Source organism: Pseudomonas sp. RW409 (assembly GCF_003184125.1).
GTDB lineage: Bacteria > Pseudomonadota > Gammaproteobacteria > Pseudomonadales > Pseudomonadaceae > Aquipseudomonas > Aquipseudomonas chlororaphis_I.
Map to the genome: position 1 here is coordinate 164872 of NZ_QHHP01000004.1, position 20266 is coordinate 185137.

17 protein-coding genes are annotated in these 20266 nt (G+C 63.5%); 5 read left to right on the forward strand and 12 right to left on the reverse strand.

The genetic code is table 11. The features are described 5' to 3' along the window. Both DK261_RS03325 and DK261_RS03330 read right to left on the reverse strand, forming a co-directional pair. Window positions 1-1215 carry an aldose 1-epimerase family protein gene (locus DK261_RS03325; protein ID WP_110175282.1) on the reverse strand — a complete coding sequence of 405 codons (1215 nt, stop codon included), beginning with the start codon at window positions 1213-1215 and terminating at the stop codon, window positions 1-3. Between the two features lie 106 nt (window positions 1216-1321). Further along, window positions 1322-1897 carry a TetR/AcrR family transcriptional regulator gene (locus tag DK261_RS03330; RefSeq protein WP_009051542.1) on the reverse strand — a complete coding sequence of 192 codons (576 nt, stop codon included), beginning with the start codon at window positions 1895-1897 and terminating at the stop codon, window positions 1322-1324. Between the two features lie 114 nt (window positions 1898-2011). Between DK261_RS03330 and DK261_RS03335 the strand changes: the two genes are divergently transcribed. Then, a complete protein-coding gene (locus DK261_RS03335) occupies window positions 2012-2938 on the forward strand; it encodes an ABC transporter six-transmembrane domain-containing protein (protein ID WP_177411701.1) in 927 nt (308 codons plus the stop codon). Between the two features lie 4 nt (window positions 2939-2942). Here DK261_RS03335 and DK261_RS03340 read toward each other — a convergent pair whose 3' ends face one another. From DK261_RS03340 to DK261_RS03350, 3 genes are all read right to left on the reverse strand, one after another. Then, window positions 2943-3914, reverse strand: coding sequence for a Ca2+-dependent phosphoinositide-specific phospholipase C (locus DK261_RS03340; protein WP_016703169.1), 972 nt, complete (start codon window positions 3912-3914; stop codon window positions 2943-2945). Between the two features lie 125 nt (window positions 3915-4039). Beyond that, a complete protein-coding gene (locus DK261_RS03345) occupies window positions 4040-6016 on the reverse strand; it encodes a methyl-accepting chemotaxis protein (RefSeq protein WP_038635898.1) in 1977 nt (658 codons plus the stop codon). 189 nt (window positions 6017-6205) lie between these two features. Next, on the reverse strand, window positions 6206-7126 hold the full coding sequence (locus DK261_RS03350; protein ID WP_009051546.1) for a LysR substrate-binding domain-containing protein: 921 nt from the start codon (window positions 7124-7126) through the stop codon (window positions 6206-6208). 157 nt (window positions 7127-7283) lie between these two features. Here DK261_RS03350 and DK261_RS03355 point away from each other — a divergent pair, with 157 nt between their 5' ends. After that, window positions 7284-8693, forward strand: a complete 1410-nt coding sequence (locus tag DK261_RS03355) for a NorM family multidrug efflux MATE transporter (protein WP_172833386.1) — start codon at window positions 7284-7286, stop codon at window positions 8691-8693. A gap of 42 nt (window positions 8694-8735) precedes the next feature. Here DK261_RS03355 and DK261_RS03360 read toward each other — a convergent pair whose 3' ends face one another. Continuing rightward, on the reverse strand, window positions 8736-10409 hold the full coding sequence (locus DK261_RS03360) for a bifunctional diguanylate cyclase/phosphodiesterase (RefSeq protein ID WP_009051548.1): 1674 nt from the start codon (window positions 10407-10409) through the stop codon (window positions 8736-8738). Window positions 10410-10675: 266 nt separating this feature from the next. Here DK261_RS03360 and rep point away from each other — a divergent pair, with 266 nt between their 5' ends. Both rep and DK261_RS03370 read left to right on the forward strand, forming a co-directional pair. Further along, the gene (gene rep, locus DK261_RS03365; RefSeq protein ID WP_009046172.1) at window positions 10676-12685 is read left to right on the forward strand and encodes a DNA helicase Rep; all 2010 of its coding nucleotides are present in this window, start codon (window positions 10676-10678) and stop codon (window positions 12683-12685) included. Window positions 12686-12787: 102 nt separating this feature from the next. Further along, window positions 12788-13357, forward strand: a complete 570-nt coding sequence (locus DK261_RS03370; RefSeq protein ID WP_009051549.1) for a xanthine phosphoribosyltransferase — start codon at window positions 12788-12790, stop codon at window positions 13355-13357. Between the two features lie 103 nt (window positions 13358-13460). Here the strand turns inward: DK261_RS03370 and DK261_RS03375 are convergent, their stop codons facing one another. The 6 genes from DK261_RS03375 to dadA form a co-directional block, all read right to left on the reverse strand. Continuing rightward, window positions 13461-15386: an acetyl-CoA hydrolase/transferase C-terminal domain-containing protein gene (locus DK261_RS03375; protein ID WP_009051550.1), complete on the reverse strand. Its 1926-nt coding sequence runs from the start codon at window positions 15384-15386 to the stop codon at window positions 13461-13463. 134 nt (window positions 15387-15520) lie between these two features. Beyond that, window positions 15521-15934 carry a cytochrome c5 family protein gene (locus tag DK261_RS03380; RefSeq protein WP_009046174.1) on the reverse strand — a complete coding sequence of 138 codons (414 nt, stop codon included), beginning with the start codon at window positions 15932-15934 and terminating at the stop codon, window positions 15521-15523. Between the two features lie 183 nt (window positions 15935-16117). Next, window positions 16118-16666 carry a cupin domain-containing protein gene (locus DK261_RS03385; protein WP_007932420.1) on the reverse strand — a complete coding sequence of 183 codons (549 nt, stop codon included), beginning with the start codon at window positions 16664-16666 and terminating at the stop codon, window positions 16118-16120. A 128-nt stretch (window positions 16667-16794) separates the two neighbouring features. Then, window positions 16795-17871, reverse strand: coding sequence for an alanine racemase (gene alr, locus DK261_RS03390; RefSeq protein ID WP_041985100.1), 1077 nt, complete (start codon window positions 17869-17871; stop codon window positions 16795-16797). A gap of 91 nt (window positions 17872-17962) precedes the next feature. Continuing rightward, complete coding sequence (locus DK261_RS03395) at window positions 17963-18316, reverse strand: RidA family protein (protein WP_009046176.1); 354 nt, start codon at window positions 18314-18316, stop codon at window positions 17963-17965. Then, a complete protein-coding gene (gene dadA, locus DK261_RS03400; protein ID WP_009051552.1) occupies window positions 18288-19589 on the reverse strand; it encodes a D-amino acid dehydrogenase in 1302 nt (433 codons plus the stop codon). The genes DK261_RS03395 and dadA overlap by 29 nt, the downstream gene beginning before the upstream one ends. A gap of 156 nt (window positions 19590-19745) precedes the next feature. Between dadA and DK261_RS03405 the strand changes: the two genes are divergently transcribed. Then, window positions 19746-20234 carry an Lrp/AsnC ligand binding domain-containing protein gene (locus tag DK261_RS03405; RefSeq protein WP_007932443.1) on the forward strand — a complete coding sequence of 163 codons (489 nt, stop codon included), beginning with the start codon at window positions 19746-19748 and terminating at the stop codon, window positions 20232-20234. The last annotated feature ends 32 nt before the right edge of the window (window positions 20235-20266 follow it).

The window sequence follows — 20266 nt, forward strand, 5'->3', positions numbered from 1 at the left end:
TCACTCCTTGTTCAGGTCCACCAACGGCGTCGGCCGTACTTCGGTCTGCCGGTCATTCTGGATCTGGCTGATCTCGGCCAGGGACTTATCCACAGCCGCCTTGTCGGCCAGCAGGCTGTAGCGGATCTGGAATTGCTTGCTCTGCCTGGCCTCGATGGTCGGCACCAGGCCCAGCGGGCGCTGGTAGCGACGGTTGTAGGAGAAGCTGGTGCCCGGCTCCAGGCCGGTCACATAGCCCTGGCCCTGGGTGTCGGTGTTTTTCCACAGGGAGAACACCGGCAGCTGCCGGGTATTGAAGCCCACCGCCACGCCGAGGCTGCCGGCCTTGTTGTGCAGCACCGTCAGGGTATCGCCCTGGGCATCGGCATAAGGCACCACGTTGTAGACGGTCTCGTCGTAGTCCCGGGTCGGGCCGCGGTAGGTTTGCCAATCGGCAAGGTCGGCCTTGGCCTTGTCATTGAAGGGCGACACCTGCTTCACCGGTGCAGCGAACTTCGCGCCCTCTTCGAGGAACGGCGTGCTGAAGTTGCTGTGATACAGCGCCTGGTATTCCTTCGGGTAATCGCCGTTGTTGGTCAGGGTGTCGTTGAGGGCGAAACTGACACTGCCCGGCTCGGTCACCAACTCGGTGGCCACCGAAAAATCGACCTTCTTGAACGCCTGTTCCTTGAGCTCGCCGTGCAGGCTGATGGCGTACGGCGGCTTCTCGTCGATATGCAGGGTGACCTTGTTCGCCGGGATGTTCGCCGCGCGACCGTGCAGGGTCAGCAGCTCGCCGTTATCCATGCCCGGGTGCCCTACCCACTCGTAGCCGCAGCGGGTCACCAGCTCGTTGAACCCTTCCAGCCAGCCCAGGCCGCCACGACCGTTGAGCTCGATGAACGACGGGTTGACCACCTCCTTGACCGGCGAATCCCACCCCATGCGCACCGGGCCGACGGAAGCCTGCAGCACGTTCATGCCGCGGGTCGGCACTACCGAGAGTTTCATCGCACCGTTGTCGATATCGACAATGCTCACCCCCTCCTGGCGCCCGCCATGCAGGGTACGCAGGGTCACGGAAAAGGGCTTGGCGGTTTTCACCCCCAGCTGCGCGCTGGTGATATGGAAGTCCTGGGCGGCCTTGTCGGTATCGAGCAGGACATAGTCCCAGGCCATGGCGTGGGAAGCAGCGGTGAATGCGGAAAGAGCGACCAGCAGTCTGAGCGGTGTCATGGGCGTGTGCCTTTATTGGAGTTGTGGGATTTTTATAGCGCTGATGAATCGTTTCAGCAACCTAATTTCCGCAACCGGTCGGCACACTCGAACGCCTCTCCAGGGCTCAGCGAATCTTCAATAACAACTCGACCACTTCCATCACCTCGTCCATCGCCGCTGCGGCGGCCTCGGCCGAGGGTCGCAGCAACAGGCCGTCGGCATAGCCCATGATCTGGGCGAAGATCTGCCGGGCTGCGCGTGCGGGTGATGCGCACTGGAACACCTGGGCCTGCACGCCGGCTTCGATGATGCTGGCGAGCATGGCCTGCCACTGCTCATCCACCTTCTGGTAGGCCTCGGCCAGCGCGGTGTCGTGCATGGCTTCATCCCAGGCATCGAGCCACAGCGCCCAGCTGTCTTCGGCGGAAACCGGCAGGCAATCGCGCAGGAATCCGTGCAGGGCCGCAAGCGGCGGCAAGCCAACCAGGGGGGCGCCTACGGCGTCCAGTTGCTCTGTGGCAAAACGCACAAAGGCTTCGCGACGCAATTCGTTCCAATCGCTGAAGTAGTGATAGATGTGGCTACGGGACAGGCCAGCGTGGTCCGCCAGGTCGCGGGTGGAAACGGCGGCGAAGCCCTTGCTGAGAAACAGCTCCAGGGCGGCGGCGATGATCTGGTCTTTGCGGTCGGTACGGGACATACGGGCATTACCTCAGGGCGCCGGTGGATGGATGGCGCTTGCATTTTGAGCGATCGCTCAAATACCATTGAGCAGTCGCTCAATAATAGCGTTTATCTTCCCTCCGGTGCACCCATGTCAGCCGTTACCCCGCAAGTCCTGATCGATGAAAGCAAGAAAATCGGCCAGCAATCCGCCAGCCAGACCCTGAAAGCCATCGCCCGCGCCTACCCCGGCAAGCTGTTCTGCACCTTGTCGCTGGTGGCGCTGGAGAACGCGTTGCTGCTGGCCTACCCGCTGTTTGCCGGGTTCGCGGTGGACTCGATCATTCGCGGCGACGCCGGCAGCGCCCTGGTCTATGCCCTGGTGGTGTTGGGCTTCTGGGTGGTCGGGGCCGCGCGGCGGGCGGTGGATACCCGCACCTTCACGCGGATCTACGCCGACCTGGCGGTGCCGGTGATCCTCAACCAGCGCCTGCAGAACCAGAGCACCTCCACCGCCGCGGCGCGGGTGGTGCTGGCTCGGGAGTTCGTCGACTTCTTCGAGAAGCACGTACCAACCATCGCCACCGCGCTGGTCTCGATTGTCGGGGCGGCGGTGATGCTGCTGGTGATCGAACCCTGGGTCGGCCTGGCCTGCCTGGTGGCCTTGCTGCTGTGCATCACCTTGCTGCCGCGTTTTGCCCGGCGCAATCAGGAGCTGCATGAGCGCCTGAACGACCGGCTGGAAAAGGAAATCGGCCTGGTGGCCAAGGTCGGCGCCACGTCCCTGCAACGGCACTACCGGCTACTGTCGCGGCTGCGGATCTGGCTGTCGGACCGCGAGGCGGCGGCCTATCTCCTGCTTGGCTCGGCGGCCGCGCTGCTGTTCGTGATCGCCATCAGCCAACTGGCCCTGACCGAAGGGGTCAAGGCCGGGCATGTGTACGCGGTGATGACCTACCTGTGGACCTTTGTCAGCAGCCTGGATGAAGCGCCGACCATGGTCGATCAGCTCGCACGCCTGCGGGATATCGGCAAGCGGGTGGATCCGGGGCTCGCCGAACCGGACGAGCCCCACTGAAACATTAGAACGGCCGGATGCGATAGCCGTTGCCATCCTTGGCTTCGGCGAACTTGTAATACGCCGACAGATTGACCTTCTCGGCGATGTGCTGGGTGAATGACACGCCGTCATCACCCCACACCCGACCGATGTGGCTGTAGGCAAAGGCTTGTGCGGCCCACTGCTTGTCGCCCTTGCCCATGTTGTTCATGGCCACGTAACCGGACGACGTCCTGGACATGCCGCTGACCTCGCCACTGACATCGTTCTGGCCGTTGGTGACCGGTGAAATGAACACCTTGGCGCTGGTGGTTCGGGCTTCGGCGTATTGCGAGAGCTTCTGGTTCTCCGAGTGGTTGAGCACCAGCAGCACCTTGCCCTGCAGTTGGCTAGCGGTCGGCCAGGACTTGCCCTTGAGCGAGCCCTGCAAGGCACTGCTGCTGACACCCAGGTGCTGGGCCAGGTCGCCCGGGGTATAGAGCTTGCCCTGGAAAATCCGGCTGACCAGATCATCGAAGTCTTTCGGCGTACGCCCGGAGCTTTCCTTCGACCAGCCCTGCTTCTTGTCGAGGATCAGGGTAATCGGGAAGTGCCCCGGATGGCTGTCGCTCCAGAGCCTGATGTCGTTGAGGCAGGCCTCGAGATCGTTGGTGCCTTTGCCGTCGCCGGTGCAGTTGTTGTCATTGCCGGACTGGAACAGGGTGCCGGGGTTGTGCCGCACGAACCAGTGACCGGCCGAACCACCGGTGACCGCATCGCGCTGGTCCCAGAAATCCAGCTCCAGGGTACGCACGCTGTCGAGCACACTGGTGAAGGTGCTGGCGTACTGTTTTTCGTAGCAGTTATGGCACGCCACCTGGGCGATAGCGTTGAAGGCGCTGTACCAGGAAGCCGGAGAAATGAATCCCGCGGCCTCCTGGCTGGACGCCATCTGGCTGGCCAGCGCCAGGGGCAGTACGGCTGTACGGAGGGCAAAACGAGTGAGACGGGACATGTCAGCTCCTGCCGGGAAGGCATCCTGTAGGGAAATTGCCCCTATGTTTTAGCCCAGCCCCACGCATTTGCAATCGGCCTCCCGCCGGTGCCCAGCGGCCACGCGATCGGAGCACGCAACCGGTATCAACGGAACCGATCGACCTCCTGGCGCAAGTCCGCCGCCAGCTTCTCCAGTTCCTTGGCGGTGATCGCCAGGTTCGACACCACTTCGCGCTGTTCGCTGTTGGCCAGGGCAATGCTTTGCAGGTTGCTGCTGAGCAGGGTCGCGGTGCTGCTCTGCTCCTGGGTCGCGGTGGTGATCGCGGCGAACTGCTGGCCGGCCGAGCGGCTCTGCTCGTCGATGCGCGCCAGAGCCGAGGCGACATTGGCGTTGCGCGACAGGCCTTCCTGCATCAGCACATTGCCCTGCTCCATGGTGGCGATGGCGTTGCCGGTTTCCTGCTGGATGCTGTTGATCATCCCCGAGATTTCGTCGGTGGCTTCGCGGGTCCGCGACGCCAGGTTGCGCACCTCATCGGCGACCACGGCAAAACCGCGGCCTTGTTCGCCGGCGCGCGCGGCTTCGATGGCCGCGTTGAGCGCCAGCAGGTTGGTCTGGTCGGCAATCGCGGTGATCACCCCGACGATGCCGCCGATTTCCTCGGAGCGCTGGCCCAGGGTATTGATCACCGTCGCGGTGCTGTTCAAGGCGCCGGCGATCTGCTCCAGCGAGGCCGAGGCCTCTTCCATCGAGGTGCGGCCGATCCGGGTCTGCTGGGCATTTTCCTGGGCCAGGCGTTCGGTGTTGCCCATGTTGTCGGCGATGTTCAGCGAAGTGGCGCTGAACTCCTCCACCGCCCCGGCCATGCTGCTGATTTCGCCCGACTGCTGCTCCATGCCCTCGTACGCCCCGCCTGACAGCCCGGACAGCGCCTGGGCCCGGCCATTGACCTCCTCGGCGGCCCTGCGGATGTGCTCGACCATGGTCGACAGGGCCTGGCCCATCTGGTTGAAGCTGCTCGCCAACTGGCCGATTTCATCCTGGCTGGAGACATTCAGGCGCGCGCTCAGGTCGCCCTTGCCCAAAGCGTCGGCCTGGCGCACCAGGTCGCCCAGGGGCGCAAGCTTGCTACGCAGCAGCCAGACCGTGGCGCCCACCGCCAGCAGCATCGCCAACAGGCTGCCAATGACCAGGCGCGTGCCGACGCTCCAGGTCACCGCACGGATCTCGGCCTTCGGCATGCTCGCCACCACCGACCAGGGCCCGCCTTCGAAGGGGACGGCGACACTGTAGAAGTCCTCGCTCTTGTCGCTCCAGAAGCGGCCCTTGCCCGGCTGCCCGGCCAGTTCGGTAATGGTCGTGGCCGACTGCTCCAGTGCCTGTACGCCAGCCGGCGGCACCAGCCATTTATGCTGCTCGTCGAGCAACGCCAGGGAGCCGGTCTGGCCGATGCGGAAGCGCTTGAGGTTGTCGAACTGGGCGTTCTGCGCGTCGGTGTAGTCGAAGCCGACGAACAACACCGCGATCACCTTGCCGGCGCCGTCCCGCACCGGCGTGTACTGGGTCATGTACAGGCGCTCGAAGAGCAGCGCGCGACCGACATAGCTCTGCCCCGCCATGAGTTTCTGGTAGGCCGGGTGCGCGTGGTCCAGCAGGGTGCCGATGGCGCGGCTGCCATCCTGCTTGCTCAGCGAGGTGCTGACGCGGATGAAGTCGTCGCCGCTGCGCACGAACACGGTGGCCACGCCGGCGGTCATCTGCTTGAACTCGTCGACTTCCTCGAAGTTGTTGTTCAGCACCACGTCACCCAGGTGCAGGCCCGGGGTCTGGGTACCGGCCACGGTCACCGGCTGGTCCGGGTGCAGGCTCAGGCCGCCGCTGAAACGCTTTTCGAACAGCCCGCTCAGGCGCTGGGTGCTTTCGCGCAGGGTGCCGTGGAAGGTATTGAGCTGGTCGGCCAGCAGCCGTGCCTCACTGGCCAGGTGTTCTTCCCGGGTGGCGAGGTTGGCGGCGTCCAGCGAGCGCAGGGCGAAGACGGTACTGCCGCTGATCACGATCGCCAGTACCACGGCGAGTGCGAGACCAAGCTGCGAGGCGATCCGGGCACGAGGTTGAGGCATGACAGCTCCTGGCCGAGAGACCGGATCGTCCTGATCGCGTCACACGCTCGGCAATGGTTCTAATAAGAATGAGATGTCGGAACCGATCAGAACGAAGGTTCCACTTCCAAGGATTCGGCGGCGCCGCTCAATACTTGAGCGAGTCGCACGGGTATCGCGCAGGCCCCTGGTCATGGGGCCTTCATCGTTTCAGCCGAGCCGCTCTACGTCGGGCAATTGCATGGCCCGGACCTCGTTCTGGAGAAAGTCGCTGAGGCGGCGCAAACGTTCACCTCCAGGCCGGGTCTTGGGCCAGACCAGGTAGTAATTCTCGCCACTGGCCACCGCCGTCGGCCAGGGCAGGCTCAGCCGACCCTGGGCCACATCCTCGGCCACCATCAGCAGATCGCCCATGGAAACCCCGTAACCCCGGGCCGCGGCGATCATGCCCAGCTCCAGGGTGTCGAACACCTGCCCACCCTTGAGCGAGACCTGTTCGGACAGCCCCATGCGCTCCAACCAGTTGCGCCAGTCGCGGCGATCCGGGGTCGGGTGCAGCAGCTCGGTGGCGGCCAGTCGCGCCACGTCCCACGGCTGGTCATTGAGCAGGTTCGGCGCACCCACCGGGATCAGCAATTCCGGAAACAGGTAGCTGGCCTCCCAGTCCGGCGGAAAGTGGCCGTTGCTCAGCAGCACCGCGCAGTCGAAGGGCTCCTGGTTGAAGTCCACCGAATCGACGTCCATCCAGGCGCTGGTCAGTTGCACCTCGTTGCCCGGCTGCAGATGGCGGAAGCGGCTCAGACGCGCCAGCAGCCAGCGCATGGTCAGGGTCGAGGGCGCCTTCATGCGCAGGATGTCGTCTTCGGCGCGCAGGGTATTGCAGGCGCGCTCGAGGGCGGTGAAGCCTTCGCGGATACCTGGCAGCAGCAGGCGCGCGGCCTCGGTCAGCTGCAGGTTGCGCCCGCTGCGCTGGAACAGCCGGCAGGCGAAGTGGTCTTCCAGGGTGCGGATATGCCGGCTGACCGCACTCTGGGTGATCGACAGCTCCTCCGCCGCGCGGGTGAACGAGCTGTGTCGCGCCGCGGCTTCAAAGGCGCGCAATGCATACAGGGGCGGAAGACGACGGGGCATGGCAGCACTCCACAGGCGCAATGGCGCCAAGTTACCAGAATCGGCAAAGCATGAGTTTTAATCATGCCACCAATCGTTTTTATCCCTTTGTGAAAGTCGCCGAGAGCGCCGAGAATCAACCCTCTTAACTGCCTCCCCCGTATCGAGACCGATGACCATGCAGCATCCAGCACGCACCGAACTCTGGGCCATCCTGCGGCTGGCCGGGCCGCTGATCGCCTCACAGTTGGCGCACATGCTGATGGTGCTGACCGACACCCTGATGATGGCCCGCCTGAGCCCGGAAGCCCTGGCCGGCGGCGGTCTCGGCGCGGCCACCTATTCGTTCGTGTCGATCTTCTGCATCGGCGTGATCGCGGCGGTCGGGACCCTGGTCGCGATTCGCCAGGGCGCCGGCGACATCGAAGGCGCCGCGCGCCTGACCCAGGCCGGGCTCTGGCTGGCGTGGCTGATGGCGCTGGTCGCCGGCCTGCTGCTGTGGAACCTCAAGCCGGTGTTGCTGCTGTTCGGCCAGACCGAAACCAACGTGCAGTCCGCCGGCCAGTTCCTGCTGATCCTGCCGTTCGCCCTGCCCGGCTACCTGAGCTTCATGGCCCTGCGCGGCTTCACCAGCGCCATCGGCCGCGCCACGCCGGTGATGGTCATCAGCCTGGCCGGCACGGTGGCCAACTTCCTGCTCAATTACGCCTTGATCACCGGCATGTTCGGCCTGCCGAAACTGGGGCTGGTGGGGATCGGCCTGGTCACCGCGATCGTCGCCAACTGCATGGCCGTGGCGCTGGCCTGGCACATCAAGCGCCACCCGGCCTACGCCGCCTACCCGCTGCGCCAGGGCCTGGCGCGGCCCAATCGCCAGTACCTGCGGGAACTCTGGCGCCTGGGCCTGCCCATCGGCGGCACCTACGCGGTGGAAGTCGGGCTGTTCGCCTTTGCCGCGCTGTGCATGGGCACCATGGGCAGCACCCAGCTGGCGGCGCACCAGATCGCCCTGCAGATCGTCTCCGTGGCCTTCATGGTGCCGGCCGGGATCTCCTACGCGATCACCATGCGCATCGGCCAGCACTACGGCGCCGGGCAGCTGCTGCACGCGCGCATGGCCGGGCGGGTCGGGATCGCCTTTGGCGGCGCGGCCATGCTGGGTTTCGCCATGATTTTCTGGCTGCTGCCGAACCAGCTGATCGGGCTGTTCCTCGACCATGACGACCCGGCCTTTCGCGATGTGATCAACCTGGCGGTCAGCCTGCTGGCGGTCGCGGCCTGGTTCGAGCTGTTCGACGGCACGCAGACCATCGCCATGGGCGCGATTCGCGGGCTCAAGGACGCCAAGACCACCTTCCTCGTGGGCCTGGGCTGCTATTGGCTGATCGGTGCGCCGGCGGCCTGGCTGATGGCCTTCACCCTGGGCTGGGGCGCGACCGGCGTATGGTGGGGCCTGGCATCGGGGCTGGCGTGCGCCGCCATCAGCCTGACCCTGGCCTTCGAATGGAAGATGCGGCGGATGATTCGCCGGGAAGGCGCGGAACCCGCGCCACGGGATAACTTCCAGACCGCCCAGGATTCCCTGTAGCTGCAGGAGCTCGAGGGCTCCTGCCGCTACAGCGGGATGCCGTCAGCTGACCTCGCCGACCAGGACTTGCTGGCTTGCGCCGAACGTCAGGTATTCCACCAGTTCCGCCAGCGGCAGCGGCTTGCTGATCAGGTAGCCCTGCGCCTGATCGCAACCAAAGCTGCGCAGCAAGGCCAGCTGCTCGGGGGTTTCCACGCCCTCGGCCACCACCTCGAGATGGAGGTTGTGAGCCAGGTTGATCATGGCGTGCACCAGCTTGCGGTTCTCTTCGCGCTGCTCCATGCCGCCGACGAAGCTCTTGTCGATCTTGAGCAGGGCAATCGGCAGGCTGTTGAGGTGCACGAAAGACGAAAACCCGGTGCCGAAGTCGTCCAGGGAAAACCGCACTCCCAGCCGCCCCAGCGCATCCATGGTCTGCTTGACCAGGTCGCTGCGGCGCATCACCGCGGTTTCGGTCAGCTCGAATTCCAGCCATTGCGCCTCGACACCGCGCTCGGCAATCAGCCGGCTGAGGGTCGACAGCAGCTGGCTGTCCTGGAACTGGCGGAACGACAGGTTGACCGCCATGTGCAGCGGCGCCAGGCCGCGTTCGCGCAGGGCCTGCATGTCGCGCAGCGCCCGGGAAATCACCCAGTAGCCCAGCGGCACGATCAGGCCGCTCTGCTCGGCCAGCGGCACGAATTCGCTCGGCGGCAACAGCCCGCGCTCGCCATGGCGCCAGCGCACCAGGGCTTCGAGGCCGACGATCTGCCCGTCATGCAGGTTCAGGCGCGGCTGGTAGTGCAGCTCCAGCTCGTCGCGGCGCAAGGCCCGGCGCAGCTCGCTTTCCAGGTCGGCGAGGCTGCGGGCATTGCGGTTGATGCGTTCGTTGAAGATATGAAAGGTACAGCCCTGGGTGCTTTTGGCCTGCTGCATGGCGATGTGCGCGTGCCACATCAGCGGGTCGGCGCCGGCATTCGCCCTGGCATGGGCGATGCCCAGGCTGCAGCCGATCAGCAGGCTTTCGCCGTCGATCCAGTACGGTTCGGCCATGACTTCGGCGATGCGCTCGGCCATCCACTCGGCGCGTTGCGGCGCCCGGCGGGTATCGATCAGCAGGGCGAATTCGTCGCTGCCCAGGCGCGCCAGCTGGTCCCCGGCCTCAAGTTGGCTCTTGAGCCGCGAGACCACTTGCAGGATCAACCGGTCGCCGGCCTGGTGGCCCAACGCATCGTTGGCATGCCGGAAGTTGTCCAGGTCCAGGTGCCCCAGCGCCAGCCCGCGCCCTTCGTTTTCCGCCAGGCGCGCCGCCAGCAGGGTCTGGAAACCCTGGCGGTTGGCGATGCCGGTCAAAGGGTCCTGCTCGGCCAGGCGCAACAGGGTGCTTTCCAGCACCCCGCGCTCACGCACATGGCGCAGGCAACGGCGCACCGTATCGGTACTGAGGTTTTTATTCACCAGCCAGTCGCTGGCGCCGGCCGGCGTATTCAGCGGCTCCTGCTCCAGCAGCAATACCGTGGGCAGGCTGCAACGACCGGGAGCCGGTTGCAGTTGGGGAACGGTTAACAGAATCGCAGAGCGATCTTCATCGAACAGACGGCTGACAGATTCCCAGGTCGGCGCACTGATCAGCACCACCGAGTCTCCCAACGGAGCGAGACACTCGCGCAACAACGCTGCCCACGCCGGCTCTTCGGCCAGCAGCAGCAAGCGCAAGGGTTCGACAGGCTTGGACAAGCTAGCTCCCTAGACTCTGTAATAGAAGTTGGCGGCGGGCATTATGACGCGTGGATAAACAATGACAAATGATATTGATTATCAAACGCGGTTTCTTGTATCGCTCTAACTCGAACATTAGACGCATATTCAGCGCGCATCCTGAGGGAAAGTATCAAAACCGGCAAATTTAGATAGCGTGCTGCGTCACAAGTCGGAGAGAGCAGCAGAATCCGTCCAGCCTGTTAAAATGCCCGCCCATTTCGTTACAGACCCCTTTTTTCGTCATGTCCCGACTCAATCCCCGGCAGCAAGAAGCCGTGAACTATGTCGGCGGCCCTCTTTTGGTGCTCGCCGGTGCAGGCTCCGGCAAGACCAGTGTAATCACGCGCAAGATCGCCCACCTGATCCAGAACTGCGGCATTCGCGCGCAGTACATCGTCGCCATGACCTTCACCAACAAGGCCGCGCGGGAGATGAAGGAGCGGGTCGGCACCCTGCTGCGCAGTGGCGAGGGCCGTGGCCTGACCGTATCGACCTTCCACAACCTGGGGCTGAACATCATCCGCAAGGAGCATGTACGGCTGGGCTACAAGCCGGGCTTCTCGATCTTCGACGAGACCGACGTCAAGGCCCTGATGACCGACATCATGCAAAAGGAATACTCGGGCGACGACGGCGTCGACGAGATCAAGAACATGATCGGCGCCTGGAAGAACGACCTGATCCTGCCGGCCCAGGCCCTGGAGAACGCGCGCAACCCCAAGGAACAGACCGCGGCCATCGTCTACACCCACTACCAGCGCACGCTCAAGGCGTTCAATGCGGTGGACTTCGACGACCTGATCCTGCTGCCGGTGAAGCTGTTCGAGGAACACGCCGACATCCTGGAGAAGTGGCAGAACAAGGTGCGCTACCTGCTGGTGGACGAATACCAGGACACCAACGCCAGCCAGTACCTGCTGGTAAAAATGCTCATCGGCAAGCGCAACCAGTTCACCGTGGTGGGCGACGACGACCAGTCGATCTACGCCTGGCGCGGCGCCCGCCCGGAAAACCTGATGCTGCTCAAGGAGGACTACCCGTCCTTGAAGGTGGTGATGCTCGAGCAGAACTACCGCTCCACCAGCCGCATCCTGCGTTGCGCCAACGTGCTGATCTCCAACAACCCCCACGAGTTCGAGAAACAGCTGTGGAGCGAGATGGGCCACGGCGACGAGATCCGCGTGATCCGCTGCCGCAACGAGGACGCCGAGGCCGAGCGGGTGGCCATGGAAATCCTCAGCCTGCACCTGCGCACCGACCGGCCCTACAGCGATTTCGCGATCCTCTATCGCGGCAACTACCAGGCCAAGCTGATCGAGCTGAAGCTGCAGCATCACCAGATTCCCTATCGCTTGTCCGGCGGCAACAGCTTCTTCGGGCGCCAGGAAGTGAAGGACCTGATGGCCTACTTCCGCCTGATCGTGAACCCGGACGACGACAACGCCTTCCTGCGGGTGATCAACGTGCCGCGCCGGGAAATCGGCTCGACCACCCTGGAAAAGCTCGGCAACTACGCCACCGAACGCAAGATCTCGATGTACGCCGCCACCGACGAAATCGGCCTGGGCGAGCACCTGGACAGCCGTTTCACCGACCGCCTGGCGCGCTTCAAGCGCTTCATGGACAAGGTGCGCGAGCAGTGCGCCGGCGAAGACCCGATCTCCGCCCTGCGCAGCATGGTCATGGACATCGACTACGAGAACTGGCTGCGCACCAACAGCTCCAGCGACAAGGCCGCCGACTACCGCATGGGTAACGTGTGGTTCCTGATCGAGGCGCTGAAGAACACCCTGGAAAAAGACGAAGACGGCGAAATGACCGTCGAAGACGCCATCGGCAAGCTGGTGTTGCGCGACATGCTGGAGCGTCAGCAGGAAGAGGAAGACGGCGCCGAGGGCGTGCAGATGATGACCCTGCATGCCTCCAAGGGCCTGGAATTCCCCTATGTGTTCATCATGGGCATGGAGGAGGAAATCCTCCCCCACCGCTCCAGTATCGAAGCCGACACCATCGAGGAAGAACGCCGCCTGGCCTACGTGGGCATCACCCGCGCGCGCCAGACCCTGGCCTTCACCTTCGCCGCCAAGCGCAAGCAGTACGGTGAAATCATCGACTGCGCCCCCAGCCGCTTCCTCGACGAACTGCCGCCGGACGACCTGGCGTGGGAAGGCAACGACGACACCCCGACCGAGGTCAAAGCCGTTCGCGGCAATAACGCGCTGGCGGATATACGGGCGATGTTAAAACGCTAGAATTGAACACTTTTTAGCCGCAGCATTTTCAACCCAAGCATTTTTAACCGAACACCTTTTATCAGAGCTCAGGCGCACAAGGCGCCAACAGAGGAAAGCTTCATGGAAGCACTGCACAAGAAAATTCGCGAAGAAGGCATCGTGCTTTCCGACCAGGTCCTGAAAGTCGACGCCTTTCTGAACCACCAGATCGACCCGGCCTTGATGAAGCTGATCGGCGACGAATTCGCCACGCTGTTCAAGGACTCGGGCATCACCAAGATCGTCACCATCGAAGCCTCGGGCATCGCTCCGGCGATCATGACCGGCCTGAACCTGGGCGTACCGGTGATCTTCGCGCGCAAGCACCAGTCCCTGACCCTGACCGAGAACCTGCTGTCGGCGACCGTGTATTCGTTCACCAAGCAGACCGAAAGCACCGTGGCGATTTCCCCGCGCCACCTGACCAGCAGCGACCGCGTGCTGATCATCGATGACTTCCTGGCCAACGGTAAGGCGTCCCAGGCGCTGATCTCGATCATCAAGCAGGCGGGCGCCACCGTGGCCGGCCTGGGCATCGTGATCGAGAAGTCGTTCCAGGGCGGCCGCGCCGAACTGGACGCGCAAGGCTATCGCGTGGAATCCCTGGCCCGGGTCAAGTCCCTGGCCGGTGGCGTGGTGAGCTTTATCTAAAGAGGCGTTGCCTCTTCAATCGCAAGCACGTCTCGCACCTACAGATGCCGCCTGCTTCTGTAGGAGCGAGGCTTGCCCGCGATGACGCTGCCAGGCGTCTACCTTATGCCTGCGCTGTCTCGCGTAAGGCGGCCAGCAGCAAACGCTGATAGATCTCCTCGCGCCAACCATCGGGCTTCACCAGTTGCATCCGCTGCAGATGCGCCGGGAAGGCTTCCGGTGGTGGCGCATCCAGCGCGGCCTTGCCCAATTCGAGAATCTCGCTGAGCTTGAACTTGCTCTTCAGCCAGTTCAGCGCCCGCAGCAAATCCCGCTCCTCCACGCTGAAGTCGCTGCCCAGCGGATATTCCGGGAACAGGTGCCGGTGCTGCGCCTGGATCGCCAATAGGCGTTGTGGGTGGTTATCGGTGAAGCGCGGATCGAGGCGGAAGTCCTTGGGCAGCTTGCCGGCCTTCTGCGCCTGTTCGATCAGGCCCGGCTGGAACCGCGAGTCGCTGATATTGAGCAGCGCTTCGACCACTTTCGCATCGGTCTTGCCGCGCAGATCGGCGATGCCGTACTCGGTGACCACGATGTCCCGCAGGTGCCGCGGGATGGTGCAGTGGCCGTATTCCCAGACGATGTTGGAGCTGACCAGGCCCGCGGACTCGCGCCAGCTGCGCAGGATCAGGATCGAGCGCGCGCCTCGCAGCGCATGGCCCTGGGCGACAAAGTTGTACTGCCCGCCGACGCCACTGAGCACCCGGCCGTCTTCCAGCTGATCCGCGACCCCAGCCCCGAGCAGGGTGACCATGATCGAGCTGTTGATGAACCGCGCATCCTGGCGCTGCAGGCGCTTGAGCTCTTCCTGGCCATACAGCTCGTTGATGTAGCTGATGGCGGTCATGTTGAACTCGCCAAGCTTGCTCTTGGGCAGATCCCTGAGGCGCTGGTAGAAACTGCGCGGCCCGAGGAAAAAGCCACCATGCACCGACACCCCGCCCGGCGCCTGGTCTTCATCCAGGGTCCCGGCGTTGGCCTGTTGCTGCAGGGCCACCGAGGGATAGACCTTGCGCCGCACAATGCCAGCATCGGCCAGGGCCAGCAGGCCGTTGACGAACATCTCGCTGCAGCCATACAGGCCCTTGGCGAAAGGCTCCACCCCGCCTTCGCGCTCGATCAGCGGTTTCCAGCACTGGATCTCCAGGTCCGCCAGCAGCGCCCGATAGCCGTCGTTGTCCGCCTGGCGCGCCAGCAACGCCGCCGTCAACGCATCGCCCATGGAGCCGATGCCGATCTGCAGGGTGCCGCCGTCGCGCACCAGGGTGCTGGCGTGCAGGCCGATAAAATGATCCTGGAACCCCACCGGCATGTTCGGCGTGGAAAACAGCGTGCTGCCCTCCTCTTCGTCGATCAGCAGGTCGAAGGTGACGGCGTCGATCTCGGCGTCGCCCGGCATATAAGGCAGGTCGCGATGCACCTGGCCCAGCAGCAGGATGGTCTCGCCGGCGGCACGTCGCTCGGCGATCATCGGCAGCAGGTCGAGGGTGATGTCCGGGTTGCAGCTCAGGCTCAGGCGGTCGGCCTGTTGCGGGTCCCGGGCCACCAGTTGCGCGACCAGGTTCAGGCCGGCGGCATTGATGTCGCGCGCGGCGTGGCTGTAGTTGCTGCAGACGTAATCCTGCTGCGCCGTTGCACTGTTGAGCAGGCTGCCGGGTTGCATGAAGAACTGTTCGATATGGATATTGGCCGGCACCTGGTTGCGGTGCAGGTCGGCGAGGAATTCCAGCTCGGGGTAGTCGCCGAAGACCTGCTCGATGAAAGGCTCGAGGAAGCGCCGTTGCAAGCCATCACCCAGTGGCGGGCGGCCCAGGCTCAGGGCGGTGTAAATGGTCAGTTGGCGTTCGGGCAGCTGTGCAACCCGACGATACAGGGCATTGGCGAAGCGGTTGGGTTTGCCCAGCCCCAGCGGCATGCCCATGTGAATATGCGCCGGCAAGCGTGCCAGGACCTCATCGACCGCCCGCTCGATAGAACATGACTGCACCATCCGATCCTCCAGAACCTTCCATGAATTGAGGTTGGACCGAGCTTGCCGGGTCTTTGCTGCAATGAACAGTCCCGGCCGGATCGCAGGCATGAAAAAAGCCGCTCGTAAGCGGCTTTTTTGCGGAAGATACAGGCTTATTTCAAGCCGGACATCTTCTGGATGGCGCCCTTGAGCTCTTCGTCGGAGCAATCGGCGCAGGTGCCTTTAGGCGGCATCGCGTTGATACCGGTAATGGCCTTGGCCAGGATGCCGTCGAGACCGCCCTGGTGATCCGCGCGCTCTTTCCAGGCAGCGGCGTCGCCGATTTTCGGCGCGCCCAGCAGGCCGGAACCGTGGCAAGCATTGCAATGCTTGGCAATCACTTCGTCTGGAGTCTTCGCACCACCGCCACCGGCGGCAACAGCGACTTCCATACCCTTGCATTCCTGCCCCTGGACGCAGACCTGGCCAACCGGCTCGAGGCGCTTGGCAATATCGTCGTTGGTCGCAGCTTGAGCGCTGACAGCCCAGAGGGCCAATACGGTTGCTGGTGCAGCCAGCATTTTCATAATTAGGTTCACGCGTACACCCTCAATGGTGGCTAGTCACGCCCACGGCCACGGTTTCGCGGGCGGGCGCAAGTATAACGGTTAGCCCGCCACTCTGAAACAACCCTAGATTCAAAGGGGGATTAGAGAGGGGCGAAATACTGCTTCGGGCACCGCTGCAATCCTTGCAGGACGCCTCTTCTATTAGAAGTTCGCGGGCGTGGCTGCGCTGATTAGTCGCGCGGGTGCATCGAAAGGATTACGGAAACGGTGTGGCTTGGTGCTTTCGAAATAGTAGCTGTCACCAGCTTCGAGCACGAATGTCTCAAGGCCCACCACCAGCTCCAGGCGCCCTTCCACGAGAATCCCGGTTTCCTCGCCTTCGTGGGTGAGCATCTCTTCACCGGTGTCGGCGCCCGGTGGGTAGATCTCGTTGAGAAAAGCGATCGCCCGGCTCGGATGTGCCCGGCCCACCAGTTTCATGGTCACCGCGCCATCGGAAATATCGATCAACTCGTTGGCTTTGTAGACGATCTGGGTGGGTTTTTCCTGGAGGATTTCTTCCGAAAAAAACTCGACCATCGACATGGGAATGCCGCCAAGAACCTTTCTCAGCGAACTGATCGAGGGGCTGACGCTGTTCTTCTCGATCATCGAAATGGTGCTGTTGGTGACGCCCGCGCGCTTGGCGAGTTCACGCTGGGAAAGGCCTTTGAGTTTACGGATGGATTGCAGTCGTTCACCGACGTCCAATGCGGCAGCCTCCTAGGGATCAGGCGTTGTTCTAGTTGAGCGTTATCATGGCGATAGCGTTCAGTATTTACAACACTTGGGCCCCAATCCCAGGAAGCAAGGCGACTTTCGGCAGTGCGCCGCGCTGTTCAGTCCCCGGAATAGACGCGTGGCACTCGGCGCAGGTTGCAGAACAGCTGGTAAGGGATGGTATCGGCCGCGGCCGCCAGCTCGCTGGCGAGGATGTGCTTGCCCCACAGCTCGACGGTAGAACCCAGCCCGGCCTCTGGCACGTCGGTCAGGTCGATGCACAGCATGTCCATGGAAACCCGGCCGAGCAGTTGGGTCCGCTGCCCCGCCACCAGCACCGGCGCACCGGTCGGCGCATGCCGCGGATAACCGTCGGCGTACCCCATGGCCACCACGCCGATCCGCATTGGCCGCGGCGTGACGAATTTGGCGCCGTACCCCACCGGTTCGCCGGGCGGCAGTTCGCGCACACAGATCACTTTCGATTCCAGGGTCATCACCGGTTGCAGGCGCGCGGCTAGCGGATGTGGCTCTTCGAACGGGGTCGAGCCATACAGCATGATGCCGGGGCGTACCCAGTCGCTGGGGATGTTCGGCCAGCCGAGCACGGCTGGCGAGTTGCGCAGGCTGATCTCGGCGGACAAGCCCTGGCGCGCCGCCTCGAACACCGCGACCTGCTCGTCGCTGCGGCTGCAGCTGAGCTCGTCGGCGCGGGCGAAGTGGCTCATCAGCACGATCTTCGCCACCTTGCCGCTGGCCAGCAGCCGCTGATAAGCCGGTTGGTAATCCTTGGGATGCAGGCCGACGCGGTGCATGCCCGAATCCAGCTTGAGCCATACCGTCAGCGGCTTGGCGACGCTGGCCTGCTCGATGGCTTCCAGCTGCCACAGCGAATGCACCACGCACCAGAAATCATGCTCGACGATCAGGTCCAGCTCATCGGCCTCAAAAAAACCTTCGAGCAGCAATATCGGCGCGCGAATCCCCGCCGCCCGCAGCTCCAGGGCCTCTTCGATGCAAGCCACGGCAAAGCCATCGGCCTCGGCTTCCAGCGCCTGGGCGCAACGCACCGCGCCATGGCCATAGGCATCGGCCTTGATCACCGCGAGCGCACGGGCGCCCGGCGACGCTTCGCGGGCCAGTTGGTAGTTGTGACGCAGGGCTTGAAGATCGATCAGGGCACGGGCAGGACGCATGGCGGCAGACTTCTAGGCGGTCATGTGGGAAGAAAAAACCGGCACCGGCCGACAGCGTTAACCATCGGTGGCGCCGGGAGAGGGATCTTGCTTAAGGCAGAGCGGCCACGACGGACAGCTCGACCAGGATTTCCGGTTCGCAGAGCTTGGCTTCGACGGTTGCGCGGGCCGGGGCGACGCCTTTTGGCAGCCACTGGTCCCATACGCTGTTCATCCCGGCGAAGTGCGCATCGATGTCCTTCAGGTAGATAGTTACCGACAGCAGGCGCGACTTGTCGGTGCCGGCCAGGTCCAGCAAACGCTCGATGTTGGCGAGGGTTTCACGGGTCTGCTGTTCAATCCCGGCGTTCAGGTCGTCGCCGACTTGCCCGGCCAGATACACGGTACCGCTGTGAACGACGATCTGGCTCATGCGCTCATTGGTGAGCTGGCGCTGGATTGACATGTTTTGCAGGCTCCTGAGAATTACCGTAACGAGAAATATCGAGACCTTCGGCGCTGATCTGCGGCTTTTTCTTCGCCATCAGGTCAGCCAGCAGACGACCGGAACCACAAGCCATGGTCCAGCCAAGCGTGCCATGCCCCGTGTTCAAGAACAGGTTGCGCATGGGCGTGGCGCCGACGATCGGCGTGCCGTCCGGGGTGGTAGGACGCAGGCCGGTCCAGAAACTGGCCTCGGACAGATCGCCGCCCTGAGGATAAAGATCGTTGACGATCATCTCCAGCGTTTCGCGCCGACGCGGATTCAGCGAGAGGTCAAAACCGGCGATTTCCGCCATGCCGCCAACGCGAATACGGTTGTCGAAACGGGTGATCGCCACCTTGTAGGTTTCATCGAGGATGGTCGAAGTCGGGGCCATGGCCGGGTTGGTGATCGGCACGGTCAGCGAGTAACCCTTGAGCGGGTACACCGGGGCCTTGATGCCCAGCGGCTTGAGCAGTTGCGGCGAATAGCTGCCGAGGGCCAGCACGTAGCGATCGGCGGTTTCCAGCTTGCCGTCGATCCAGACGCCGTTGATGCGGTCGCCGGCGAAGTCCAGGCGCTGGATGTTCTGGTCGAAGCGGAATTCCACACCCAGCTTGGTGCACATTTGCGCCAGTCGCGTGGTGAACATCTGGCAGTCGCCAGTCTGGTCGTTCGGCAGGCGCAGGGCGCCGGCCAGGATGTCGGTCACGCTGGCCAGGGCCGGCTCGACGCGGGCGATGCCTTCGCGGTCCAGCACTTCGAAAGGTACGCCGGACTCCTTGAGCACGGCGATATCCTTGGCCGCGCCATCCAGTTGCGCCTGGGTGCGGAACAGCTGGGTGGTCCCCAGGCTGCGGCCTTCATAGGCGATGCCGGTCTCCAGGCGCAGTTCGTCGAGGCAGTCGCGGCTGTACTCGGACAGACGGACCATGCGTTCCTTGTTCACCGCGTAGCGGGCGGCGGTGCAGTTGCGCAGCATCTGCGCCATCCACAGGTATTGATCGATGTCGGCGGTGGCCTTGATCGCCAGCGGCGCGTGGCGCTGCAGCAGCCACTTGATGGCCTTGAGCGGCACGCCCGGCGCGGCCCAGGGCGAGGCATAACCCGGCGAAACCTGGCCGGCGTTGGCGAAGCTGGTTTCCATGGCAACGGCCGGCTGACGGTCGACAACCGTCACTTCGAAACCGGCACGGGCCAGATAGTAGGCACTGGTGGTACCGATCACGCCGCTACCCAAGACCAGAACGCGCATTTTCATATCCCTCATCGCGGATAACCGCTGACGTTTGTTATTCAGAGCGAAGATGCGCGCAGTATAAAAAGCAATGACCAGTGCTTTTCACTATATAAACGCCTATATTTGGCGAGAATTCTCGGCAAAAACCCTTTTCACGGAGGCGCATCCCCTATGCGGACCAACCACCAGACGAAGCGCGAGCTGGACAAGATCGATCGCAATATCCTGCGCATCCTGCAAGCCGATGGGCGCATCTCCTTTACCGAGCTGGGGGAAAAGGTCGGGCTGTCGACCACGCCGTGCACCGAGCGGGTCCGCCGCCTGGAGCGCGAAGGCATCATCATGGGCTACAACGCCCGGCTCAACCCGCAGCACCTCAAGGGTAGCCTGCTGGTGTTCGTCGAAATCAGCCTGGACTACAAGTCCGGCGACACCTTCGAGGAGTTCCGCCGTGCCGTGCTGAAACTGCCGCACGTACTGGAATGCCACCTGGTGTCGGGGGACTTCGACTATCTGGTGAAGGCGCGGATTTCCGAAATGGCCTCGTACCGCAAACTGCTGGGCGACATCCTGCTCAAGCTGCCCCACGTGCGCGAATCCAAGAGCTATATCGTGATGGAAGAGGTGAAAGAGAGCCTGAGCCTGCCGATTCCGGATTGATTGCAACGGCCCGGAGACCCTGTCGTCAGGGC